The 20745-nt window shown below is 70.3% G+C and carries 16 protein-coding genes and 1 pseudogene; 6 read left to right on the forward strand and 11 right to left on the reverse strand.

Annotation, left to right across the window (positions count from 1 at the left end; genetic code table 11):
• Window positions 1–26: 26 nt before the first annotated feature.
• From OH768_RS22700 to OH768_RS22740, 9 genes and pseudogenes are all read right to left on the reverse strand, one after another.
• Complete coding sequence (locus tag OH768_RS22700) at window positions 27–1157, reverse strand: acyl-CoA dehydrogenase family protein (protein ID WP_406456347.1); 1131 nt, start codon at window positions 1155–1157, stop codon at window positions 27–29.
• A gap of 42 nt (window positions 1158–1199) precedes the next feature.
• A complete protein-coding gene (locus OH768_RS22705; RefSeq protein ID WP_406456349.1) occupies window positions 1200–3050 on the reverse strand; it encodes a biotin carboxylase N-terminal domain-containing protein in 1851 nt (616 codons plus the stop codon).
• An 8-nt stretch (window positions 3051–3058) separates the two neighbouring features.
• On the reverse strand, window positions 3059–4657 hold the full coding sequence (locus OH768_RS22710) for an acyl-CoA carboxylase subunit beta (protein WP_406456351.1): 1599 nt from the start codon (window positions 4655–4657) through the stop codon (window positions 3059–3061).
• Window positions 4654–6357, reverse strand: coding sequence for an acyclic terpene utilization AtuA family protein (locus tag OH768_RS22715; RefSeq protein ID WP_406456353.1), 1704 nt, complete (start codon window positions 6355–6357; stop codon window positions 4654–4656). Before OH768_RS22715 ends, OH768_RS22710 begins: the two co-directional genes overlap by 4 nt.
• Window positions 6354–7160, reverse strand: a complete 807-nt coding sequence (locus tag OH768_RS22720; RefSeq protein ID WP_406456355.1) for a TIGR03084 family metal-binding protein — start codon at window positions 7158–7160, stop codon at window positions 6354–6356. Before OH768_RS22720 ends, OH768_RS22715 begins: the two co-directional genes overlap by 4 nt.
• Before the next feature lie 846 nt (window positions 7161–8006).
• Complete coding sequence (locus tag OH768_RS22725) at window positions 8007–8921, reverse strand: EamA family transporter (RefSeq protein WP_406456357.1); 915 nt, start codon at window positions 8919–8921, stop codon at window positions 8007–8009.
• A gap of 175 nt (window positions 8922–9096) precedes the next feature.
• The gene (locus OH768_RS22730) at window positions 9097–11181 is read right to left on the reverse strand and encodes an ABC transporter ATP-binding protein (RefSeq protein ID WP_406456359.1); all 2085 of its coding nucleotides are present in this window, start codon (window positions 11179–11181) and stop codon (window positions 9097–9099) included.
• A gap of 105 nt (window positions 11182–11286) precedes the next feature.
• Window positions 11287–11418: a hypothetical protein gene (locus tag OH768_RS22735; RefSeq protein ID WP_019072556.1), complete on the reverse strand. Its 132-nt coding sequence runs from the start codon at window positions 11416–11418 to the stop codon at window positions 11287–11289.
• A 248-nt stretch (window positions 11419–11666) separates the two neighbouring features.
• A pseudogene (locus OH768_RS22740) lies at window positions 11667–11789 on the reverse strand (peptidoglycan bridge formation protein FemAB); the annotation flags it as partial.
• A gap of 80 nt (window positions 11790–11869) precedes the next feature.
• On the opposite strand from OH768_RS22740, the gene OH768_RS22745 reads away from it, so the two are divergent.
• Entirely contained in the window at window positions 11870–12424 is a 555-nt protein-coding gene (locus tag OH768_RS22745) for a hypothetical protein (protein WP_406456361.1), read from the forward strand.
• Between the two features lie 13 nt (window positions 12425–12437).
• Here OH768_RS22745 and OH768_RS22750 read toward each other — a convergent pair whose 3' ends face one another.
• Together OH768_RS22750 and OH768_RS22755 are read right to left on the reverse strand one after the other, a co-directional pair.
• Window positions 12438–13193 (reverse strand): metallophosphoesterase family protein, encoded by a 756-nt coding sequence (locus OH768_RS22750; RefSeq protein ID WP_406456363.1) that lies wholly within the window; start codon window positions 13191–13193, stop codon window positions 12438–12440.
• On the reverse strand, window positions 13193–16120 hold the full coding sequence (locus OH768_RS22755; protein WP_406456365.1) for an FAD-binding and (Fe-S)-binding domain-containing protein: 2928 nt from the start codon (window positions 16118–16120) through the stop codon (window positions 13193–13195). The genes OH768_RS22750 and OH768_RS22755 overlap by 1 nt, the downstream gene beginning before the upstream one ends.
• 199 nt (window positions 16121–16319) lie before the next feature.
• On the opposite strand from OH768_RS22755, the gene OH768_RS22760 reads away from it, so the two are divergent.
• From OH768_RS22760 to OH768_RS22780, 5 genes are read left to right on the forward strand one after another with little or no spacing between them, the layout of a single operon-like run.
• A complete protein-coding gene (locus OH768_RS22760; RefSeq protein WP_406456367.1) occupies window positions 16320–18119 on the forward strand; it encodes an ATP-binding protein in 1800 nt (599 codons plus the stop codon).
• Entirely contained in the window at window positions 18116–18520 is a 405-nt protein-coding gene (locus OH768_RS22765; protein WP_317880350.1) for a roadblock/LC7 domain-containing protein, read from the forward strand. Before OH768_RS22760 ends, OH768_RS22765 begins: the two co-directional genes overlap by 4 nt.
• The gene (locus tag OH768_RS22770) at window positions 18520–18864 is read left to right on the forward strand and encodes a DUF742 domain-containing protein (RefSeq protein ID WP_359606916.1); all 345 of its coding nucleotides are present in this window, start codon (window positions 18520–18522) and stop codon (window positions 18862–18864) included. Before OH768_RS22765 ends, OH768_RS22770 begins: the two co-directional genes overlap by 1 nt.
• A complete protein-coding gene (locus tag OH768_RS22775; protein WP_406456370.1) occupies window positions 18845–19483 on the forward strand; it encodes a GTP-binding protein in 639 nt (212 codons plus the stop codon). Before OH768_RS22770 ends, OH768_RS22775 begins: the two co-directional genes overlap by 20 nt.
• Entirely contained in the window at window positions 19480–20685 is a 1206-nt protein-coding gene (locus OH768_RS22780) for a cytochrome P450 (RefSeq protein ID WP_406456372.1), read from the forward strand. The genes OH768_RS22775 and OH768_RS22780 overlap by 4 nt, the downstream gene beginning before the upstream one ends.
• Window positions 20686–20745 lie beyond the last annotated feature (60 nt).

Below are 20745 nucleotides of genomic sequence, written 5' to 3' on the forward strand. Positions count from 1 at the left end.
TTCCTCCTGGCATGGGCCCTGAGTGGCTAGTACGACTTGGGCAGGCCCAGGGTCTGGTGGGAGACGTAGTTGAGAATCATCTCCCGGCTCACCGGAGCAATACGAGCCACGCGCGCGGCAGTTATCAACGACGCGAGCCCGAACTCGCGCGTGAGGCCGTTCCCGCCGAGCGTGTGCACCGACTGGTCCACTGCCCGCACGCACGCCTCCCCCGCCGCGTACTTGGCCATGTTCGCCGCCTCGCCCGCGCCTACGTCGTCCCCCGCGTCGTACAGATACGCCGCCTTCTGCATCATCAGCCGGGCCAGTTCGAGGTCGATGTGCGCCTGTGCGAGCGGGTGCGCGATGGCCTGGTGGGCGCCGATGGGGGCGTCCCACACGGTGCGGTCGCGCGCGTACTCGACGGCGCGGGCGAGCGCGTAGCGGCCCATGCCGATCGCGAAGGCGGCCGTCATGATGCGTTCCGGGTTGAGGCCGGCGAAGAGCTGCAGCAGGCCCGCGTCCTCGTCCCCGACGAGTGCCTCGGCGGGCAGTCGTACGTCGTCCAACGTCAGCTCGAACTGCTTCTCCGCCGCCTGGAGTTCCATGTCTATCTGGCGGCGCGTGAAGCCGTCCGCGTCGCGCGGGACGATGAACAGGCAGGGCTTGAGGCGGCCCGTGCGGGCGTCCTCCGTACGGCCGACGATCAGGGTCGCGTCCGCCAGGTCCACGCCGGAGATGAAGACCTTGCGGCCGGTGAGCAGCCAGTCCGTGCCGTCCTTGCGGGCGGTGGTGGTGATGCGGTGGCTGTTGGAGCCGGCGTCCGGCTCTGTGATACCGAAGGCCATGGTGCGGGTGCCGTCGGCGAGGGCGGGGAGCCAGGTCTGCTTCTGTTCTTCCGTGCCGAAGCGGGCGATCACCGTGCCGCAGATCGCCGGTGACACGACCATCATCAGCAGGGGGCAGCCTGCTGCTCCCAACTCCTCCAGGACTATGGAGAGTTCGGAGATGCCGCCGCCTCCGCCACCGTATGCCTCCGGCAGGTTGACGCCCAGGTAGCCGAGCTTGGCTGCCTCGGACCAGAGTTGCTCTCGGTCGTAGTCGCGGCCGTGGCGTTTGCCGAGGGCGGATACGGCCTGGCGGAGTGCCTTGTGTTCTTCGGTTTCGGTGGTAGGCATGTGACTCCTTCGTCGTGGCTGGTCGCGCAGTTCCCCGCGCCCCTAAGTTGGCTCTACTACCGCCAGTAGAGAGGCGACCTGTACCTGTTGGCCCAGTACGGCGTGCAGGGCCGTCAGCTTGCCTGTCGCCGGGGCTGTGATCTTGTGTTCCATCTTCATCGCCTCCAGCCACAACAGGGGCTCGCCGGCTGTCACTTCGGCTCCTACGGTCACGCCGTCCGCGACTCTCACCACCGTGCCCGGCATGGGTGCCAGGAGGGAGCCGGGGGCCAGTTGGGCGGTGGGGTCGGGGAAGCGAGGTAGGGCCGTCAGGGTCGTCGCGTTCACGTACACCTGGTCGGAGTCGTACCTCGCGACCTCGAACTTCCTTCGTACGCCGTCCACTTCGAGTACGACCAGGCCCGCGTCCGCATGGATGACGCGTACCCCTTCCGCGGTCAGGCCGTCCCTCGTGTGGTGGTAGTGGACCTCATGCTCCTCGCCTGCCATGGCGTAGCGCTTGGTCTGCGGCTGGGACGGGAGGTTGCGCCAACCGGTGGCGAAGCGGGAGCGGCCGTGGGTGTCGGCGAGGGCGGCCGCAAGGGGGGCGTATGGCTCCGGGGTCGGCTCGGTGAGGTCGGGGAGGTGGCGGTCGTAGAAGCCGGTGTCCATCGTGCCGGTCGTGAACTCCTTGTGGCGCAGGGAGCGTACGAGGAGGTCGCGGTTGGTGAGGGGGCCGTGGAGCGTCGCCCGGTCGAGGGCTCCGGCGAGTTTGCGGACGGCTTCGGCGCGGGTGGGGGCGTGGGCCACGACCTTGGCGAGCATCGGGTCGTAGTGGACGCCGATGCCGTCGCCGTCGGTGTAGCCGGTGTCGAGGCGGACGCCGTCCGGGACGGCTATGCGGTGCAGGGTGCCGGTCTGGGGGGTCCAGTCGTGGGACGGGTCCTCGGCGTAGAGGCGGGCCTCCACGGCGTGGCCGTGGGGGTGGGGAGGGGCGGTCTCCAGGGGCTCGCCCTCCGCGATCCGTAGTTGCAGGGCCACCAGGTCGATGCCGAACACGGCCTCCGTGACGGGGTGTTCGACCTGGAGGCGGGTGTTCATTTCGAGGAAGTGGGGCCTGCCGTCGGGGGAGATGAGGAACTCGACCGTCCCTGCGCCCTCGTAGGCGACCGCGCGGGCGGCGCGTACGGCCAACTCGCCGAGTTCCTGCGTGAGTTCCTCGCTGAGGCCCGGCGCCGGGGACTCCTCGATCACCTTCTGGTGGCGGCGTTGGAGGGAGCAGTCCCGGGTGCCGAGGGCCCAGACCGTCCCGTGGGTGTCGGCGAGGATCTGTACCTCGACGTGCCGGCCGCCCTCCACGTAGGGCTCGACGAAGACCTCGCCGTCGCCGAAGGCGCTGGTGGCCTCGGCTCGGGCGGCCGTCAACTCGGCTTCCAGATCGGCGAGTTGGCGTACTACGCGCATGCCGCGTCCGCCGCCGCCCGCCGCCGCCTTCACCAGGGCGGGGAGGTCGGCCTCGGTGACGTGGTCCAGGGAGGCGATGCCCATGAGTTCCTTGGCGCGGGTCTTGGAGGCCATCGCCTCGATCGCCTCGGGGGGCGGTCCGATCCACACCAGGCCGGCGTCCAGGACGGCGCGGGCGAAGTCGGCGTTCTCGGACAGGAAGCCGTAGCCGGGGTGCACCGCGTCCGCGCCCGCCGCGACGGCCGCCTTCACGATCAACTCGCCGCGCAGATACGTCTCTTGGGGCGTCGCTCCGGGCAGCCGTACCGTCGCGTCGGCCACGCGTGCGTGGAGTGCGTGCTCGTCGGCGTCCGAGTGCACGGCGACGGTCCGGATGCCCAGCTCGCGGCAGGTGCGGAAGACCCGGCAGGCGATCTCGCCCCGGTTGGCGACCAGTACTGTCGAAATCACGTGATCCCTCACATCCGGAAGACGCCGAAGCCACCGCGCGCGCCCTCGAAGGGCGCCGTGTGGAGGGCGGACAGGCACAGGCCGAGGACGGTACGGGTGTCGCGCGGGTCGATGACACCGTCGTCGTACAGCCGCCCCGACAGGAACATCGGCAGGGACTCGGACTCGATCTGCTGCTCCACCATGGCGCGCAGCGCCGCGTCCGCCTCCTCGTCGTAGGGCTGCCCCTTGGCCACGGCCGACTGGCGGGCGACGATCGACAGAACGCCGGCGAGCTGCTGGGGGCCCATGACGGCGGACTTGGCGCTGGGCCAGGCGAAGAGGAAGCGGGGGTCGTAGGCGCGGCCGCACATGCCGTAGTGGCCGGCGCCGTACGAGGCGCCCATGAGCACGGACAGGTGCGGTACGCGGCTGTTGCTGACGGCGTTGATCATCATCGCGCCGTGTTTGATGATGCCGCCCTGCTCGTACTCCTTGCCGACCATGTAGCCGGTGGTGTTGTGCAGGAAGAGCAGCGGGATGTCGCGCTGATTGGCCAACTGGATGAACTGGGCGGCCTTTTGGGACTCCTGGCTGAAGAGGACCCCTTGGGCGTTCGCCAGAATGCCGACCGGGTAGCCGTGCAGGGTGGCCCAACCCGTCACCAGGCTGGTGCCGTAGAGGGGCTTGAACTCGTCGAAGTCGGAGGCGTCGACGAGGCGGGCGACGACCTCGCGCGGATCGAAGGGGGTTTTGAGATCCCCCGGGACGATACCCAGCAGCTCGTCCTCGTCGTACTTGGGGGGTGCGGCCGGGCCCGGATCGCCGTACGCCTTGCGGTGGTTGAGGCGGGCGACGACGCGGCGCGCCTGCCGGAGCGCGTCCTGTTCGTCCACGGCGAAGTGGTCGGCAAGTCCCGACACGCGCGCGTGCATCTCGGCGCCGCCGAGCGACTCGTCGTCGCTCTCCTCGCCGGTCGCCATCTTCACGAGCGGCGGCCCGCCGAGGAACACCTTGGCGCGCTCCTTGACCATGATCACGTGGTCGGACATGCCCGGGATGTAGGCGCCGCCGGCGGTCGAGTTCCCGAAGACGACCGCGATGGTGGGGATACCGGCGGCCGAAAGCCGGGTCAGGTCGCGGAAGATGGCGCCGCCGGGGATGAAGATCTCCTTCTGGGACGGGAGATCGGCGCCGCCGGACTCGACGAGGCTGATGCAGGGGAGCCGGTTGGCGAACGCGATGTCGTTCGCGCGCAGGGCCTTCTTCAGCGACCAGGGATTGCTCGCGCCCCCGCGCACGGTGGGGTCGTTGGCGGTGATCAGACACTCCACGCCCTCGACGGCCCCGATGCCGGTGACGAGCGCGGCGCCGACCGCGTAGTCGCTGCCCCAGGCGGCGAGCGGCGACAGTTCGAGGAAGGGGGTGTCGGGGTCGAGCAGCAGCTCGATGCGCTCGCGGGCGAGCAACTTGCCGCGTCTACGGTGCCGTTCGACGTACTTCGGCCCGCCGCCCGCGAGCGCCTTCGCGTGCTCCGCATCCAGCTCGGTGAGCTTGGCGAGCATGGCCTCGCGGTTGGCCCGGTAGTCGGGACCGTTGATGTCCAGGGCGGACGGAAGGACGGTCACAGCAGGGCCTCCGGAATGTCCAGTCGACGGGAACGCAGCCACTCGCCCAGGGCCTTGGCCTGCGGATCGAAACGGTGCTGGGCGGCGACACCCTCGCCGAGAATGCCCTCGACGACGAAGTTGAGAGCACGAAGGTTGGGCAGCACATGCCGGACGACAGTGAACTCCTCCGTCTCCGGCAGGAGTTGACGGAACCGCTCGACGGTCAGCGCATGGGCGAGCCAGCGCCACGCCTCATCCGTACGCGCCCACACCCCCACGTTGGCGTTCCCTCCCTTGTCACCGCTACGGGCCCCGGCGACCAGACCAAGGGCCGCCCGCGCCGTGGGCCCGTCCGGCGGAGGCTCGGGGAGGGCAGGCTGTGGAACGTCTTCCAGTACGAGGGTGACGTGGGCCGGGGCCACAGGAACCCGGCGCCCGTCGTGGAGGACGGCCACATGGTCGACGGCGCCATGGGGGACATACACATCATCGAAGACGCCATAGGGCGCTCCCTTTCCAGGTGGGGTCAGCACATGGAAGCCCGGGTAACTGGCCAACGCGAGCTCGACGGCAGCCGCACTCAGCGCCCGCCCGACAACCTCCTGATCGGCATCCCGGACGACAAGCCGAAGCAGCGCACTGGCGGTCTCCTCGGTCGGCGCGTCGGCGTGATCTGTACGGGCGAGATCCCAACGAAGTTCACCGGGCCGGGACTTGGCCGCATTGAACGCGAGGTCCATCTGCTCCCGGACGAGAGCTGCCTTGCGCTCGATGTCGAGCCCGGTGAGCACGAAGGCGACCTCGTTGCGGAAGCCCCCCAGCCGATTGAGACCGACCTTGAGCGCCGGCGGCGGGGCCTCCCCCCGCACCCCCTCGATCCGCACCCGGTCTGGGCCGTCCTCGCCCAGCCGAACGGTGTCGAGGCGGGCGGTGACATCGGGACCGGCATACCGCGCCCCCTGCGTCTCGTAGAGAAGCTGAGCGGTGACGGTACCGACGTCGACGACTCCGCCCGTGCCGGGGTGCTTGGTGATGACCGAGGAACCGTCCTCGTGGATCTCGGCGAGCGGGAAGCCGGGGCGGCGAAGCCTTTCCGCCGTGTGTTCGGTGAAGAAGGCGTAGTTGCCGCCGGTGGCCTGGGTCCCGCACTCCAGCACATGTCCGGCGACCACAGCACCCGCGAGCCGGTCGTAGTCGCCGGCCCCCCACCCGAAGTGGGCGACGGCGGGACCGGCCACCAGGGCCGCGTCGGTGACCCGCCCGGTCACCACGACATCGGCCCCCGCGCCGAGACAGGCGGCAATGCCGAACCCGCCGAGATAGGCGTGAGCGGCGAGAGACCCCGGATACCGAGCGACGAGATCGTCCCCCTCGACATGCGCGACCCGCACGGATATCCCCAGCCGGTCGGCCAACTTCCTTACGGCATCGGCGAGTCCGGCCGGATTGAGCCCACCGGCGTTGGTGACGATCCGCACCCCGCGCTCATGGGCGAGGCCGAGGCTCTCCTCCAACTGCTTCAAGAAGGTACGGGCGTACCCGGCGCTCGGGTCCTTGAGCCGGTCCCGCCCCAGGATGAGCATGGTGAGCTCGGCGAGATAGTCACCGGTGAGAACGTCGAGCTGTCCATCGGTGAGCATCTCGCGCAGGGCGTCGAAGCGGTCGCCGTAGAAACCGGAGGCATTGCCTATTCGGAGGGGGGCGGGGCGGGGGCTCACTGGTCGGCCCCCTTCGACTTCAACTTCGGCTGTCGCCCGGCACCGGGTGGTCCCGCGAAGGCCTGGGCGATGTCGAGCCATCGACCCGCATCGGGACCTACGGCCTCCACCGCGAGGTCGGCGCGGTGGGCTCGCTGGGTGACGAGAAGACAGAAGTCGAGGGCGGGGCCGGTGACGCGCTGCGGGGCGTCGTCGGGACCGTAGGTCCACAACTCACCGGAGGGAGCGACGAGTTCGACCCGGAACTCCTCACTCGGCGGGGTGAGCCCATGCACACCGAAGGCGAAGTCGCGCGCCCGTACACCGATGCGCACCACATTCCGGAGCCGGTCCGTAGGTGTCCTGACCACACCCACCGCGTCCGCCACGTCCTGCCCATGGGCCCAGGTCTCCATGAGGCGACCGGTGGCCATGGAGGCGGCCGACATGGGTGGGCCGTACCAGGGGAAGCGGGTCTTTGTGGGGGCGGCGTACAGGGCAGCCAACAGGGCCGTCCGCCCGGCCCGCCAGTCGGCAAGAAGCTGAGCGGGAGGCTTCGCGGCGCCCTCCTCCGCGCCCTCGTCCACGAACGACTCGGGGGCGGCGAGCGCCTTCTCGACCAGCGCACCGAACGCGTCCTCGTCCGTCACGGCGAGCAACGCCGAGTGGTCGGTCCAGGCCAGGTGGGCGATCTGGTGGGCGACGGTCCAGCGGGCGGCGGGAGTCGCGACCGCCCAGCCCTCCGGGCTCAACTCGGCAACTAGCCGGTCGAGTTCCTCGCTCTCCTCACGCAGGTCGTCGAACACGTGCGTTGGGTCGGACATGAGGGGAGCATGGCAGGGGTGTCAGAAACAATCAAGCGTGCTTGCATTATTTGGGTGGGGTGGTGTTTGCGTGTGTCGTGAAGTGCTGGTTGGCCACTCGCTTCTTTGTCAGTGTCGGGCTTCCGCGGAGCGAGTAAAGGGCGCTCCCTGTGGTCGCGTCGGCTTCGCCGATGACCCTTCGGGTCACCCTTGACTCGCTCCGCTCCAGCCCGTTTGAGAAGCGAGCGAGCGGCCGGGAGGAATGGGGGCCGAGGCATACCAGCCCCTTGCCTGTGCTGCGTTGCGGGCCGGTACTACGGGGCGCGTCGGCGTCTCGCCGGCACGCCGGGTGTGCTTAGCGGCCAACCGCCGGTGGGGAGAAGGAGGAGGTGTGTGGGGGGGTGGGGGTGGGTCTGAAAAAGTGTGACACTTCCGGCGGAAAGTGACACACTTTTTTGGGACCCCTACCCCACCCCCCACGGGCGGTCGTGCCTCGCCCGCCACTCCTGCCTGCTTGAAGCCGTCTGATCCGCGACGTCCTGGGGGCCCGGCGTGCGCAGCCTGCCCGCCCCCGACATGAAGGGGTCCCCCTACTCGGGGTTGGCCGCTGAGCCGGCGTGGCGTGCTGGCGAGGCGCGGATGCGCTTCCCGTTCCGCCGGTTGCGGGCGCAGCCGGCGTGAGGGGTGGGCGGACCTCGGCCCCCCATTCTTCCCGGCCGCTCGCTCGCTTCTGAAACGGGTTGGAGCGGAGCGAGTCAAGGGTGGAGCGCAGCGGAATCGCCGAAGGCGACGCGACCGCAGGGAGCGCCCTTTACTCGGTCCGTGGAAGCCCGACACTGACAAAGAAGCGAGTGGCCCAACGCCCACCTACGCCTGAGGAGCAACCCCAGCAGCCTCATCAGCCGCCTCCCGCTTCACCTTCCCCCGCCCCACCTGAGTCCGCACAGCCCCCATACTCGCCCCGATAACCAGCCCAATGGCCAAGGCTTCGGTGACAGACAGCGCCTGGTGAAGGATCAGGAAGCCCGCCGTCGCAGCGATGGCAGGCTCCAGGCTCATCAGGATGGCGAAGGTGGAAGCAGGCAGCCGTCGCAACGCCAGAAGTTCGAGCGTGTAGGGAAGAACGGACGAAAGAACCGCCACCGCCGACCCGAGGGCGATGGTCACAGGGTTCAGCAGCCTCGTACCCGACTCCGCAATACCGAGCGGCAGAAACGCCACCGCCGCCACGACCATCGCCAGCGCCAACCCGTCGGCCTGCGGAAAGCGGCGACCCGTACGCGCACTGAAGACGATGTACGTCGCCCACATGGCGCCGGCACCCAGCGCGAAGGCCACACCTACCGGGTCCAGGCTGCTGAAGCCTCCCCCGCCGAGCAGGAACACACCAGCCAGGGCGAGTCCCGCCCACACCGCGTTCAGCGCACGCCGAGAAGTCAGCACCGACAGGGCGAGTGGGCCCAGTACCTCCAGGGTCACCGCCGGTCCCAGCGGGATGCGGGCCAGTGACTGGTAGAAGAGCCCGTTCATCGCGGCCATCGTGACGCCGAAGACGACGACCGTGCCCCAGTCCGTACGCGAGTGACCGCGCAGACTCGGGCGGCAGACCACGAGCAGAACCACCGCCGCCACCAGCAGGCGGAGCGTGACAACGCCCAGCGATCCCGCCCGCGGAATCATCGTCACCGCCAGCGCCCCACCGAACTGCACCGAGATCCCACCGGCCAGCACGAGCCCCACAGGACCGAACCGACGAGGGGTGGCAACCGGGGTCGTCGCCACGGGGGCGGTCGTCGATGTACTGGGGATGCTCACGGCGCTTCCAGGGGATCAGCTTGGGATTCGTCCATCACGGTGCACTGCTCAGTCCATGGTAATGGACCGAGACAGGTGTGAGAACCCTTTATGCAACTGTCCCCGAGCTGTCCCGAAGCTGTCCCGCCGGATGATCAGTGGCTCAGATGCCGCTCCAGGGAACCTCGTCGCGGAACAGCGGCCGACCGTCGGGGAGGGTGGTGGGCAGAGGCCCGAAGAGCGGGTCGGAGGCGTACTCGGCCTCGACGTACGCAGGTTGATACATCTGCTGCACTTGCTGCACTTGCTGCACCTGGTGCACCTGGTGCACCTGCTGTGCCTGCGGCGCCCAGCTCTCGACGAAGACCGGAGGCGCGGCGTACTGAACCCCCGCTGCCACACCCGCCCCCGCCCCTGCCCCTGCCTCGGCGAACAGCGGCAACCGCAGCTCCCCGGTGTCCATCACCACGTTGTTCTGCGAGCGGTGCAGCCGGGAGTACGCGCCGCCCCGCGCCATCAGTTCGTCGTGGCGTCCGGTCTCCACGATCCGGCCCCGGTCCACCACCAGGATCCGGTCGGCGTCGGGGGCGAGGTTGAGATCATGGGTGATCATGATCGTCGTACGGCCTGCCATCAGTCGCCGCAGCGGCTTCACGACCCGTCGGGCCGCCATCGAGTCCAGTCCGGTCGTCGGTTCGTCGAGGACGAGGACCGGGGCGTCGCGCAGGATCGCCCGCGCGATCGCCAGCCGCTGGAGCTGACCGCCGGACAGGCGGGCCGAGTTGGGGTCGACCCTCGTGTCGTAGCCGTCGGGGAGGCGGAGGATGAACTCGTGGGCGTCGGCCGCGATCGCCGCGTCCATGATCGCCTGTTCGCTCGCGCCGGGCCGGCCGCAGGCGATGTTCGCGCGGACGGTGTCGTGCAGGACGAGCGTCTCCTGCGGGAGCAGGGTGACGTACTCGCGCAGGCGGGCGAGCGGGAGGTCCCGCAGGGGGACGCCGTCGAGGAGGACTTCGCCGGCGTCGGGGTCGTAGAAGCGGAGCAGCATCTTGGAGACCGTGGACTTGCCGGCACCGCTGGGGCCGGTGACGATCACCAGTTCGCCGGGGTTGACGGTGAAGGAGAGGCCTTCCAGGGCGGGGCGGTCCGCGCCCGGGTAACTGAAGGAGATGTCGCGGAGTTCGACCGTGCCGTCGGGGCGGCCGAACTCCGTGCCGTGGCTGGGGTCGGCGACGGACGGTCGTACGTCGAGGATCTCGATCAGGCGCTCGGCGCCGGCGGTGGCGGCGGTGATGGTGAGGCCGAGTTGGGCCAGGCCGCGGACGGGCGGGTAGAGATAGCCCAAGAAGGCGGAGAAGGCGAGGAGTTGGCCGAGGGTCATGCGGCCGGTGGAGATCTCCCAGGCGCCGATGCCGATGACGGCGAGCACGCACACGGTCTCGATGACGCTGACGAGTTGCTCGTAGGCCTCGTTGAGGCGGGTCGAGCGGACGGAGGCGCGGAACCAGGCGCTCGCCTCCTCGTTCAGGCGTCGGCGTTCGGCGTCGCGGCGGCCGTAGGCCTGGGTGAGCACGATGTTGCCGAGGGACTCCTCGACGACGGAGGTGATCGCGCCGTCGGCGACCCGGCCCTCGCGCGAGACGTCCTTGATGGAGCCGGAGAAGCGGCGGGCCGCCAGCCAGAAGAGGGGGGCGAGGACGAAGGTGGCCGCGGCGAGGTCCCAGCGCAGCCAGAACGCGGCGGCGGCGTAGAAGAGGGCGGAGAAGACGGCCGAGGCGGTGCCTATGACGCCGGACACCACGAGCGTCTCGATCGCCTCGACGTCACTGGTGAGGCGGGACAACAGGTCGCCCTGGCGGTGCCGTTGGAAGAAGTGCGGGGGCAACTGCTGTACGTGGTCGAAGACATGCTCGCGCAGTCTCATCACGAAGCGTTCGGTGGCCCAGGCGGCGAGGGAGTTGCCGGCGTAGGCGACGACCGCGCCGACGAGCGCGACGCCCAGCCATTTGACGGCCGGGCTCCAGAACGCGGCGAGCGATCCCTTCGCCAGGGCGCGGTCGGTGAGGTCGCTGAAGAGGAGGATCGACTCGGTCTCGGCGAGTGCGGCGACGACCGTGCACACCCAGACAAGGATCAGCCAGCGTCTGAGACCGACCGTGAGCGGCCAGAAACGACGGAAAGCCGTGCGGGCGGGAATGGCGGGAGTTTCGTCGCCCTCATATTCGAGGTCTTCCTCTTCCATATCCATGTCCACAACGCCCTCCACTTTCCGTCATCAGAATTCTTTGGATTTTCGAATTCAGGAAAGAAAAGAGGGCCGACTGCGTGGGTCGGCCCTCCTTCTACTGCCGGATCAGCTGTCCTGGCCGGGCAGCGGCTTCGGCAGCGGCTTCGGCTCGTGCTTCTTGCGGGGCTTCGGGGGCGGGGGCGGCGGCAGCTGCTGCTTCTTGGGCTTGGGCAGCGGGGCGAGCTTGTTGAGGCCCATTCCGAACTCCTAGGTTGTGCAGAGGAATTTGTGCGTCAAAGTCGAGCGTTTTATCGCCCGGGGAATTCCCGACACCGAGAAACTTACACGCCCCCGACGCCAAGAAGCAGCAAAGTCGGCAAGCGAACGGCAAGCAGGTGCTGTGAATACCTATGCGAATCCTGAGCGACGTCCGCCAACCTGAGAGTTCTCTAATAAACCTGAGAACAGCCTTAACGAACCTGTGCTTCCGCCCTCAGACGAGCCTCTCAGCGGCGCGCCATGTAGAGGTCCAGCGCCTTGTGCAGCAGCCGGTTGAGGGGCCCCAGCAGGTGGTCGGGCTCCTCCAGGGTGTCGGTGATGCCCCTGAAGTCGTATACGGCGGCGGGGAGTACGTCGTAGCCTTGCCGTCCTGTCGATGGTCCACTGTGTGGTTTTGGCATCGTCGACGTGCGGGGGATCTATGAAGCGGATGCTGCAGGTGCTGCGGAAGGCGGAGATGTCGCTGCTGACGGCGGTACTGAAAGCCGAACGGTCTCTCGGTATGGGCGGGAGGTTCCGGCCTCCGGCGCCCATCGCGGTTCGCGTCACCAGCCGCCCACTGCGCTCCGCGGCTGTGCTGGCCGTGCCGCTCGCGGCGCTGGGCGGCTCGACCTTCGGGGCGTTCACCGATGGGACGCGTTTCTTGCAGGCGGTCTTGCTGGGCGCTGGGATGACGCTGTTCTTCGCACTGCTCCTGCGGCTGGAGCGCCTGAGTCAACTGCACTACGAGCGCGTCGGCTACGACCCCGCCGCCCGGCCGTTCGTGCACCGTCCACGCACCGGCGGCCCCGGACGGACCCTTGCACGCCTCTCTGTCCGCTGGGGCGTGCTGACGGTGGTCTTCTGGGGTGTGGAAAGAGCCAAGGGTGCTCCGGTCAGTTGGCTCTTCAGCGGGGTTGCCATGGCGCTGGTGCTACTGGTCATAGTCGCGATCAGCTACCTGGCGGAGCGGAGAAGGCGGCGGTCGCGCCCGCCGACCGGCTAGGGATCGTCCACCGTCATCGCCCGTCCCGGGGTCCGAACGTCTCCAGTGCCTCCGTGTCCGAGGCCCGTGCGTTGAGGAAGTAGTCCGCCCAGTCGGCGATCTCCGGGTAGGCGGACTCCCGAATGAGGCGGGTGATCGCTGTCGGGATGTCGTACGGCGTGACGCGCAGGTCTGTGCCGGGGCCCAGTAGGCACCAGTGGGCGCCGGTGCGGCCGTAGGGCATGCCGACGCTGCCGGGGTTGACGATCAGGCGGCCGTGGGCGAGGCGGACGTACGGCATGTGGGTGTGGCCGCAGACCACTGTGCGGATGTCTTCGCCGAGGTCGGCCAGGACCTCCGCCCAGCGGGACAGGCGGGAGTCGACCAGGACAACTTCCTCGTCGTCCCGGGGAGTTGCGTGGCAGAAGAAGACCTTGCCCAGGCCGCGGACCGAGAGGGTCAGGGTTTTGGGGAGGGTGGCGAAGAAGTCGATCTGGTCGGGGCGGAGGGCCGTTGCCGCGTAGGGGGCGATCGGGTCGGGGATTTCGGTGCGTTCGCCTCTGCGGTACTCGACCAGTTCGCGGTCCGCGTTGCCCGAGATCCACAGCACGCGCTCGCCCTGCTCGTGCAACAGGTCGACGACTTCCGCCGGTTGGGGGCCCGCCGTGATGTCGCCGGTGAGGACGATGCGGTCGGCGGCGGCCACCTCCGGTTCGGCGAGGACCGCTTCCAGGGCGGGGAGCACGCCGTGGATGTCGGAGAGGACCGCGACCCGGTCGAGTTCGTCCATCAATTTGCTTCTGCCTCCAACGCCTCCGCCAGGACCTCGGCCAAGTGCCTGCCCCGTACCCCTGCCAGCTGCTCCAATTGCGTACGGCACGAGAAGCCGTCCGCCAGGACCACCGCGTCCTCCGGTGCCTCCCGTACGGAGGGGAGGAGTTGTTCCTCCGCGCAGGTCGCCGACACCTCGTAGTGCCCCTTCTCGAAGCCGAAGTTGCCCGCCAACCCGCAGCAGCCGCCGGACAGTTCACCCGTGAGGCCGGCGGCGGAGCGCAGCCTGCGGTCCGCGGTGTCGCCGAGTACCGCGTGCTGGTGGCAGTGGGTCTGGCCGACGGCGGGGCGGTCGACGCGGGGCGGGGTCCAGTCGGGGGCGAGGCGTTCCAATGCCTCGGCGAAAGTGAGGACAGACGCGGCGAGACGGGCCGCCCGGGGGTCGTCAGGGAGGAGTTCGGGGAGGTCGGTGCGGAGGGCTGCCGCGCAGCTCGGCTCCAGGACGACGACGGGCGCGCGGTCGTCGTCCAACTCCGGGACGAGGTGGACGTCCAGCAGATCGAGAGTGTTGCGCAGCACCGCGCGGGCGCGGTCGAGCTGCCCCGTCGAGGTGTAGGTCAGGCCGCAGCAGACCCGGCCGCGACGGGACAGCCATAGATTCCCGCCGACCCCCGAGATGGCGCCCTCGGCTGTCCTCCTCACCGTCATGCGCACGTGCGGCGTCAGCATCACCCCCACCCCCGCAGCCTCCAGCACCCGCACAGCCGCCTTCCCCACGGACGGCGCGAAGTGTTCCGTGAAGGTGTCCGGCCAGAGCTGGACGACAGGTCGGGGTCCCGCGGTCCGCTCGCCGGCCTTCCACGCGGCGACCGACTGTCGCAGTTGTTTCCTGAACCCTCGCGACCACCACCTGGTGAACGTCTCCCCCGCCACCCGCGGAATCCTCCGCTCGGGCGCGATCCCGCCCAGCCTCTTGGCCAGCCATGCCAACGGCCGTACCGAAGCAAGGGAGTTGACCAGCCACGCCGTGCGCGTCCGCGCCACCAGCCGCAGCCAGCGCGGCAGCCGGCCCATCGTGTAGTGGGACGCGGGCCGGCGTCGGCCCTCGTAGTGGTGGTGCAGGAACTCCGCCTTGTACGTGGCCATGTCGACCCCGACGGGGCAGTCCGTGCGGCAGCCCTTGCAGGACAGGCACAGGTCCAGCGCGTCCCGGACCTCCGTCGACTGCCAGCCGTCGGTGACCAGTTCGCCCGCGAGCATCTCGTGCAGCAGCCGGGCCCGCCCGCGCGTGGAGTGCGCCTCCTCGCCGGTGGCCCGGAACGACGGGCACATCACGGAGGGGCCGGACACCTCTGTCGTACGGCACTTGGCGACCCCGACGCAGCGCCGTACCGCCGCCGCGAAGTCGCCGCCGTCGGACGGGTAGCCGAAGACCACGTCCACCGGTTCGCTGGGCAGGACGGAGAAGCGGAGGTTCGTGTCAAGGGGGGCCGGGCGGACCAGCATCCCGGGGTTGAGGAGGTCGTCCGGGTCCCAGACCGCCTTCGCGCGCTCGAAGAGGGCGACCGTCCCGGCGCCGTACATCTTCGGCAGGAGTTCGGCGCGGGCCTGGCCGTCGCCGTGTTCGCCGGAGAGGGAGCCGCCGTGGGCCACCACCAGGTCGGCCAGGTCCTCGGAGAAGCGGCGGAAGCGGCCGACGCCCGGCTCGGTCAGCAGGTCGAAGTCGATGCGGACGTGGATGCAGCCGTCCCCGAAGTGGCCGTAGGGCGTGCCGCGCAGGCCGTACGTCCCCAACAACCCCCTGAAGTCCCTCAGATACGCGCCCAGTTGTGCCGGTGGTACCGCGCAGTCCTCCCAGCCGGGCCACGCCTCGGAGCCGTCCGGCATGCGCGTCGCCGTACCGCTGGCGTCCTCGCGGATGCGCCACAGCGCGCGCTGGCCCGCCGGGTCCGTCACCACGAGGGAGTCGACGACATCGGCCGCGCGGACGATCGTCTCGGCACGCGCGTGTGCCTCCGCCGCCGTGTCGCCGCCGGTCTCCACGAACAGCCAGGCGCCGCCCCGGGGGAGGTCCGCCGTGGACCGCACCAGGTCGGCGGCCATCCCCTCGACGGTGAGCGGCGCGAAGGGCAGCAGGCCCGCCGCCGCCTCCGCCGCCGCGCTCTCGTCGGCGTACGCCAGCACGGCGAGGGCACGCGCGCGGGGTGCCTCGACGAGTCGTACGACCGCTTCCGTGAGGATGCCCAGCGTGCCCTCGCTGCCGCAGAACGAGCGGGCGACGTCGGCGCCCTTCTCGGGGAGGAGGGCGTCCAGGGCGTAGCCCGAGATACGGCGGGGGAGGTCGGGGAAGCCGGTGCGCAGGCGGGCCAACTCGCCCTCCACGAGGGGGCGCAGGCCCTCCGGGGCGCCCGCCCAGTCGCGGCCGGGGCGCAAGGAGTCGCCGCGTGCGGTGAGCACCGACAGCTCGCTCACGTTGTCCGCCGTCGTGCCCCAGGCGACCGAGTGGGAGCCGCAGGCGTTGTTGCCGATCATGCCGCCGAGGGTGCAGCGGCTGTGGGTCGAGGGGTCGGGGCCGAAGCGCAACCCGTGGGGGGCGGCGGCCTGTTGGAGGCGGTCGAGGACCAGGCCGGGCTGGACGACGGCGGTGCGGGAGGCGGGGTCCAGGGACAGCAGGCCGTTCATGTGGCGGGTGAAGTCGAGGACCACGCCGGTGCCGGTCGCCTGGCCGGCGATGGAGGTGCCGCCGCCGCGTGCCACGACCGGCACTCCGTGCGCTCGGCAGGCGGCGAGGGTCGCCGCCACGTCGTCGGCGTCACGGGGCGCGACGACGCCCAGGGGGACGCGTCGGTAGTTGGACGCGTCCATCGTCGTCAGTGCCCGGGACGTGATGTCGAAGCCGACCTCGCCCCGGACGGTCCTCGTCAGTTCCGCCTGAAGATCCGCCATGCCCCCAGCATGAAGGGATTCTGTAAACGCATCCAGAACCTCCCCAGTTCGATCACTAACTCTCATATAGTGACCGACAGTTGAGCACCCGTGTCGCTTCTCGCCCCCAGGAACCCGACGAGCACCCCCCGAGGACACGACCGAGGACGACAGAGGACCCCGACCAAAGACGCCCGAGGACCGACCGAGGACCCCCTTCATGACCGCCCCCATGCTTCCCGGCGAACGACCCACCTTCCGCACCCTCGCCCCCGCCCCGCTGCTCACCGCCGTCCTGGCCGGACTCGCGGTCGCCGGGGCGGTCTCCGTGGCACCCGGCTCGCAGCGCCTCGCGGTCGCCTGCGCGGCGGGCGCCGGCGCGCTGCTGCTGTGCGCGGCCGTCGCGGCGGCGGCGCACGCCTACCAGACCGCCCGTGTCACCCGCCGCCGGCTGGAGGCCGTCACCCTGGACGCGGGCCGGCTGCTGCAGGAACGGGCCAGGCTGAGCACGGAGTTGGACCGCGAGCGCGTTCAGCTGACCGAGGAGCTGACCCACGAGCGGGCCCGGCTGACCGCGGAACTCACCCAGGAACGCGCCCGGTTGACCTCCGAGTTCTCCCAGGAGCGGATGCGGCTCACCACGTCCTTCGCGGAGGAGCGCGGCCGCCTCACGGAGGAATCCACGCTGGAGCGGGCCCGGCTGACCGCCGAGAACAAGCAGTTGGCCGAGCGGGCCCGCCGGGACTCCCACGAGCGTGCCGCCGCGCTCTCCGCGACCGCCAACGCGGCGGGCCGTATGCAGGCGCTGGCCACCGGCATGCTCGCCGACCTGCGCGCGATGGAGGAGCGGCACTCCGACGAGGACGTCCTCGCCGACCTGCTGCACCTGGACCACCGCACCGCGCAGGCGGGCCGGCTCGCCGACTCCGTCGCCGTCCTCACCGGCGCCCGCTCCGGCCGCCGTTGGGCCCGGCCGATCGCCATGGAGTCGATCCTGCGCGGCGCGATGGGCCGGATCAGCGGCTACCAGCGGGTGCGGGTGCACTCCGCGAGCGACGCCGCCGTCGCCGGGCACGCGGCCGAGGGCGTGATGCACGCGCTCGCCGAACTCCTCGACAACGCCGCGAACTTCTCGCCGCCGACCGCCGAGGTGCATGTGTACGTCGAGGAGGTGCCGGCCGGGGTCATCGTGTCCGTCGAGGACAGCGGTCTGGTCATGGGCGACATCCAACTCCGGCGCGCCGAACGGGCCGTGGCCGGTGACTCCGCCGAACTGGGCGGCCTGACCGGCACCCGCCTCGGCCTCGCGGTCGTCGGCCGGCTGGCCCGCAAGTACGGGCTGAAGGTGTCGTACCGGCCCTCCGCGCGCGGCGGCACGGGCGTCCTGATGCTCGTACCGCAGGACATCCTGGTGCCGCAGGACACCCCGGCGGCTCCGCAGGAGGTCGTCGCGCTTCCCGAGCCGGTCACTGTGTCGCGCCCGGAGCCGGAGACCGCGCCGGAACCGGTCGTCCTGGGACAGCTGCGGGTGTCGTACTCCTCCGCGCGCGCCGGCTCCGACCTGGACCCGGACCCGGTCCCCACGCACGAGTCACCGGACCGCGACGAGTTGTCCGACGCCTTGTCCGAGGTCCTGGCCGAGTCGCGGCCGGACGTCCCGGGCAGCCTCCCCGAAAGCCTGCCCAAGCGGCGCCGGGGCCAGGCGCTGGCTGCGGCCGAGCGTGCACGCGCGCGTGCGGAGGCCGCGGCGGCCGTGTCGCGCCCCGCGCCCACGGCCGACGACACCCTGGCCCGGGCCGCCCGCTTCAACAGCTTCCGCCAGGCCGTACGCGGTGCGATGACCGAACAGCTGCCGCCCGTACCGGAGTCCGGCGCGACGGCCGAACGATCGACACCCGTAAGGGAGTTCGGCGCGATGACGGCCGAACAGCCCGCGCCCGTACCGGAGTCGGAGCCGGAGCGCTCCGAACACGCCACGTCCCTCACCCACCCGCGCCCGGAAGGCAACCCCACCTCATGACCGGCACGACCACCGCCGACGAGAAGCTCACCTGGCTCATCGAGGGCCTACTGGAGCGCACCCCGGGCGCGCGACACGCGCTGGTGCTGTCCCGGGACGGCCTGAAGCTGTGCCGGACGCCCGAGCTCTCCGTCGACCAGGCCGACCAGCTCGCCGCGATCGCCGCCGGAATCCAGTCGCTGTCGCACGGCGCGTCGGTGGAGTTCGGGGACGGCAGCGGGGGTGTGCGCTCCGCGATGACGGAGTTCTACGGCGGGGTGCTGTTCATCGTCGAGGCGGGCGAGGGCGCGCATCTGGCGCTCGTCACCACGGAGGACGCGGACGCGGGGCTGATCGGGCACAACATGAGCGAGCTGGTCGAGCAGCTCGGCGAGCACCTGCGCGCGGAACCCCGTTCGTGATGAGCCGCCCCGGCAGGGACGACTCACCCGACCGCCTCTACACGCTCACCGGAGGCCGCACCCGTTCCGCACCGGACAACCCGTTCGACCTGGTGACCCTCGTGGTCGCCGAGTGCGATCCGGTGACCGGCATGCAGTCGGAACACGCGGCGATCCTGCGGCTCACCGAACACCCCACCGCGGTGGTGGAGTTGGCGGCCGAGCTGAAGCTCCCGGTGAGCATCACCAAGATCCTCCTCTCCGACCTTCTCGCGGCCGGCCGGGTCAGTGCCCGGCATCCGCGGGGGGCCGTGTCCGATCCCGACGTCCTGGAACAGGTGCTCGTTGGACTCCGCAACCTCTGACGCGCGCACCCCCTTGGGTGCGTCCACCGACAACGGCCTCAAAATCGTGGTCGTCGGCGGCTTCGGCGTCGGCAAGTCCACTCTGGTCCGTTCGGTCAGCGAGATCCGTCCCCTCAACACCGAGGAGACGATGACGAAGGCCGGTGAGGCCGTCGACGACATCAGCGAGGTGCGCGGCAAGTCCGCGACGACCGTCGCCTTCGACTTCGGCCGCATCACGCTCGACGCCCGCAATGTGCTGTACCTGTTCGGCGCCCCCGGCCAGGAGCGGTTCTGGTTCCTCTGGGACCGGCTGTTCTCCGGGACGCTCGGCGCGGTCGTCCTCGTCGACACCCGCCGCATCGGCGACTCCTGGTACGCCATCGACCGCCTCGAACACCACGGCACCCCCTTCATCGTGGCCTGCAACGACTTCGGCGGCCCTGCCTACGCCCCGCAGCAGATCCGCGAGGCCCTCGACCTCGACCCGCACGTCCCCCTCCTGGACTGCGACGCCCGCTCCCGCGCGTCCGCGAAGCAGGTCCTGATCACCCTGGTCGAGCACGTCATGAGTTCCTACGGCACCCAGGGCCCCGCCCGCCTCCAAGCCCCCGTCCCCCACCAGGAGTTGGCCCTGTGACCGCGCCCGTACCGCTGAGTGGACCCAGGTTCCAGACCGAACCGGCGCAGCTGTACCGGGAGATGCGGCGCGAGCACGGCTCCGTGACGCCCGTGGTGCTGGACGGCGACATCCCGGCCTGGCTGGTGCTCGGCTACCGCGAACTGCACCAGGTCACCGGCGATCCGGTCCTGTTCAGCCGCGACTCGGACCTGTGGAGCCAGTGGGACCACATCCCCGACGACTGGCCGCTGCTGCCGATGATCGGCCGCAAGCAGCCGTCGATCCTCTACACGGTCGGCGAACGGCACCGCGAGCGCGTCCGCATGATCAGTGACGCGCTGGAGGCCGTGGACCCGTCCGAACTGCGGTCGTACGCCGAGAAGTTCGCGGACGAGCTGATCGACGGGATCTGTGCCAAGGGCGAGACGGACATCGTCGGCGACTACGCGATGCTGCTGCCGGTGCGGGTTCTGGCCCGGCTCTACGGCTTCCGGGACGAGCAGGGTCCGGGTCTGGTCACCGCGCTCAACGACATGATCGACGGACGTGAGCGGGCGATCGCCGGGCAGACCCATCTCGCCACGTCCATGGGGCGGTTGCTGGCCGACCGGAAGGACGAGCCGGCCGACGACGTCGTATCGCGGATGCTGGCGCACGAGTCCGGCTTCGACGACGTGGAGATCGCGCAGGACCTGATGGTGATGATGGCGGCGGGCCACCAGCCGACCGCCGACTGGATCGGCAACTCGCTGCGGCTGATGCTGACCGACGACCGGTTCGCGGCCTCCCTCTTCGGTGGCCGCAACAGTGTCGCCGAGGCGATGAACGAGGTCCTTTGGGAGGACACCCCGACCCAGAACGTGGCCGGGCGCTGGGCCTCCCGTGACACCCAGCTCGGCGGCCGTCGCATCCGCACCGGCGACCTGCTGCTGCTCGGCCTCCAGGGCGCCAACTCCGACCCGCAGGTCCGCACCGACGGCTCCGCGCTCACCGGCGGCAACAACGCGCACTTCTCCTTCGGGCACGGGGAGCACCGGTGTCCCTTCCCCGCGCAGGAGGTCGCCGAGGTCATCGCGCGGACGGGCATCGAGGTCGTACTGGACCGCCTTCCCGACATCGATCTGGCGGTGCCCGCCGAGTCCCTGACGCGCCGGCCCTCGCCGTGGCTGCGGGGACTGACCGCGCTGCCGGTGCGGTTCACGCCCGTACCCGCGCTCTGAGTTCCGAGTTCCGACTTCCGAGTCCCGATCTTTGAGCCCTGCCCTTGGAGGCACGCCCGT

Source organism: Streptomyces sp. NBC_01622 (assembly GCF_045209635.1).
Taxonomy (GTDB): domain Bacteria; phylum Actinomycetota; class Actinomycetes; order Streptomycetales; family Streptomycetaceae; genus Streptomyces.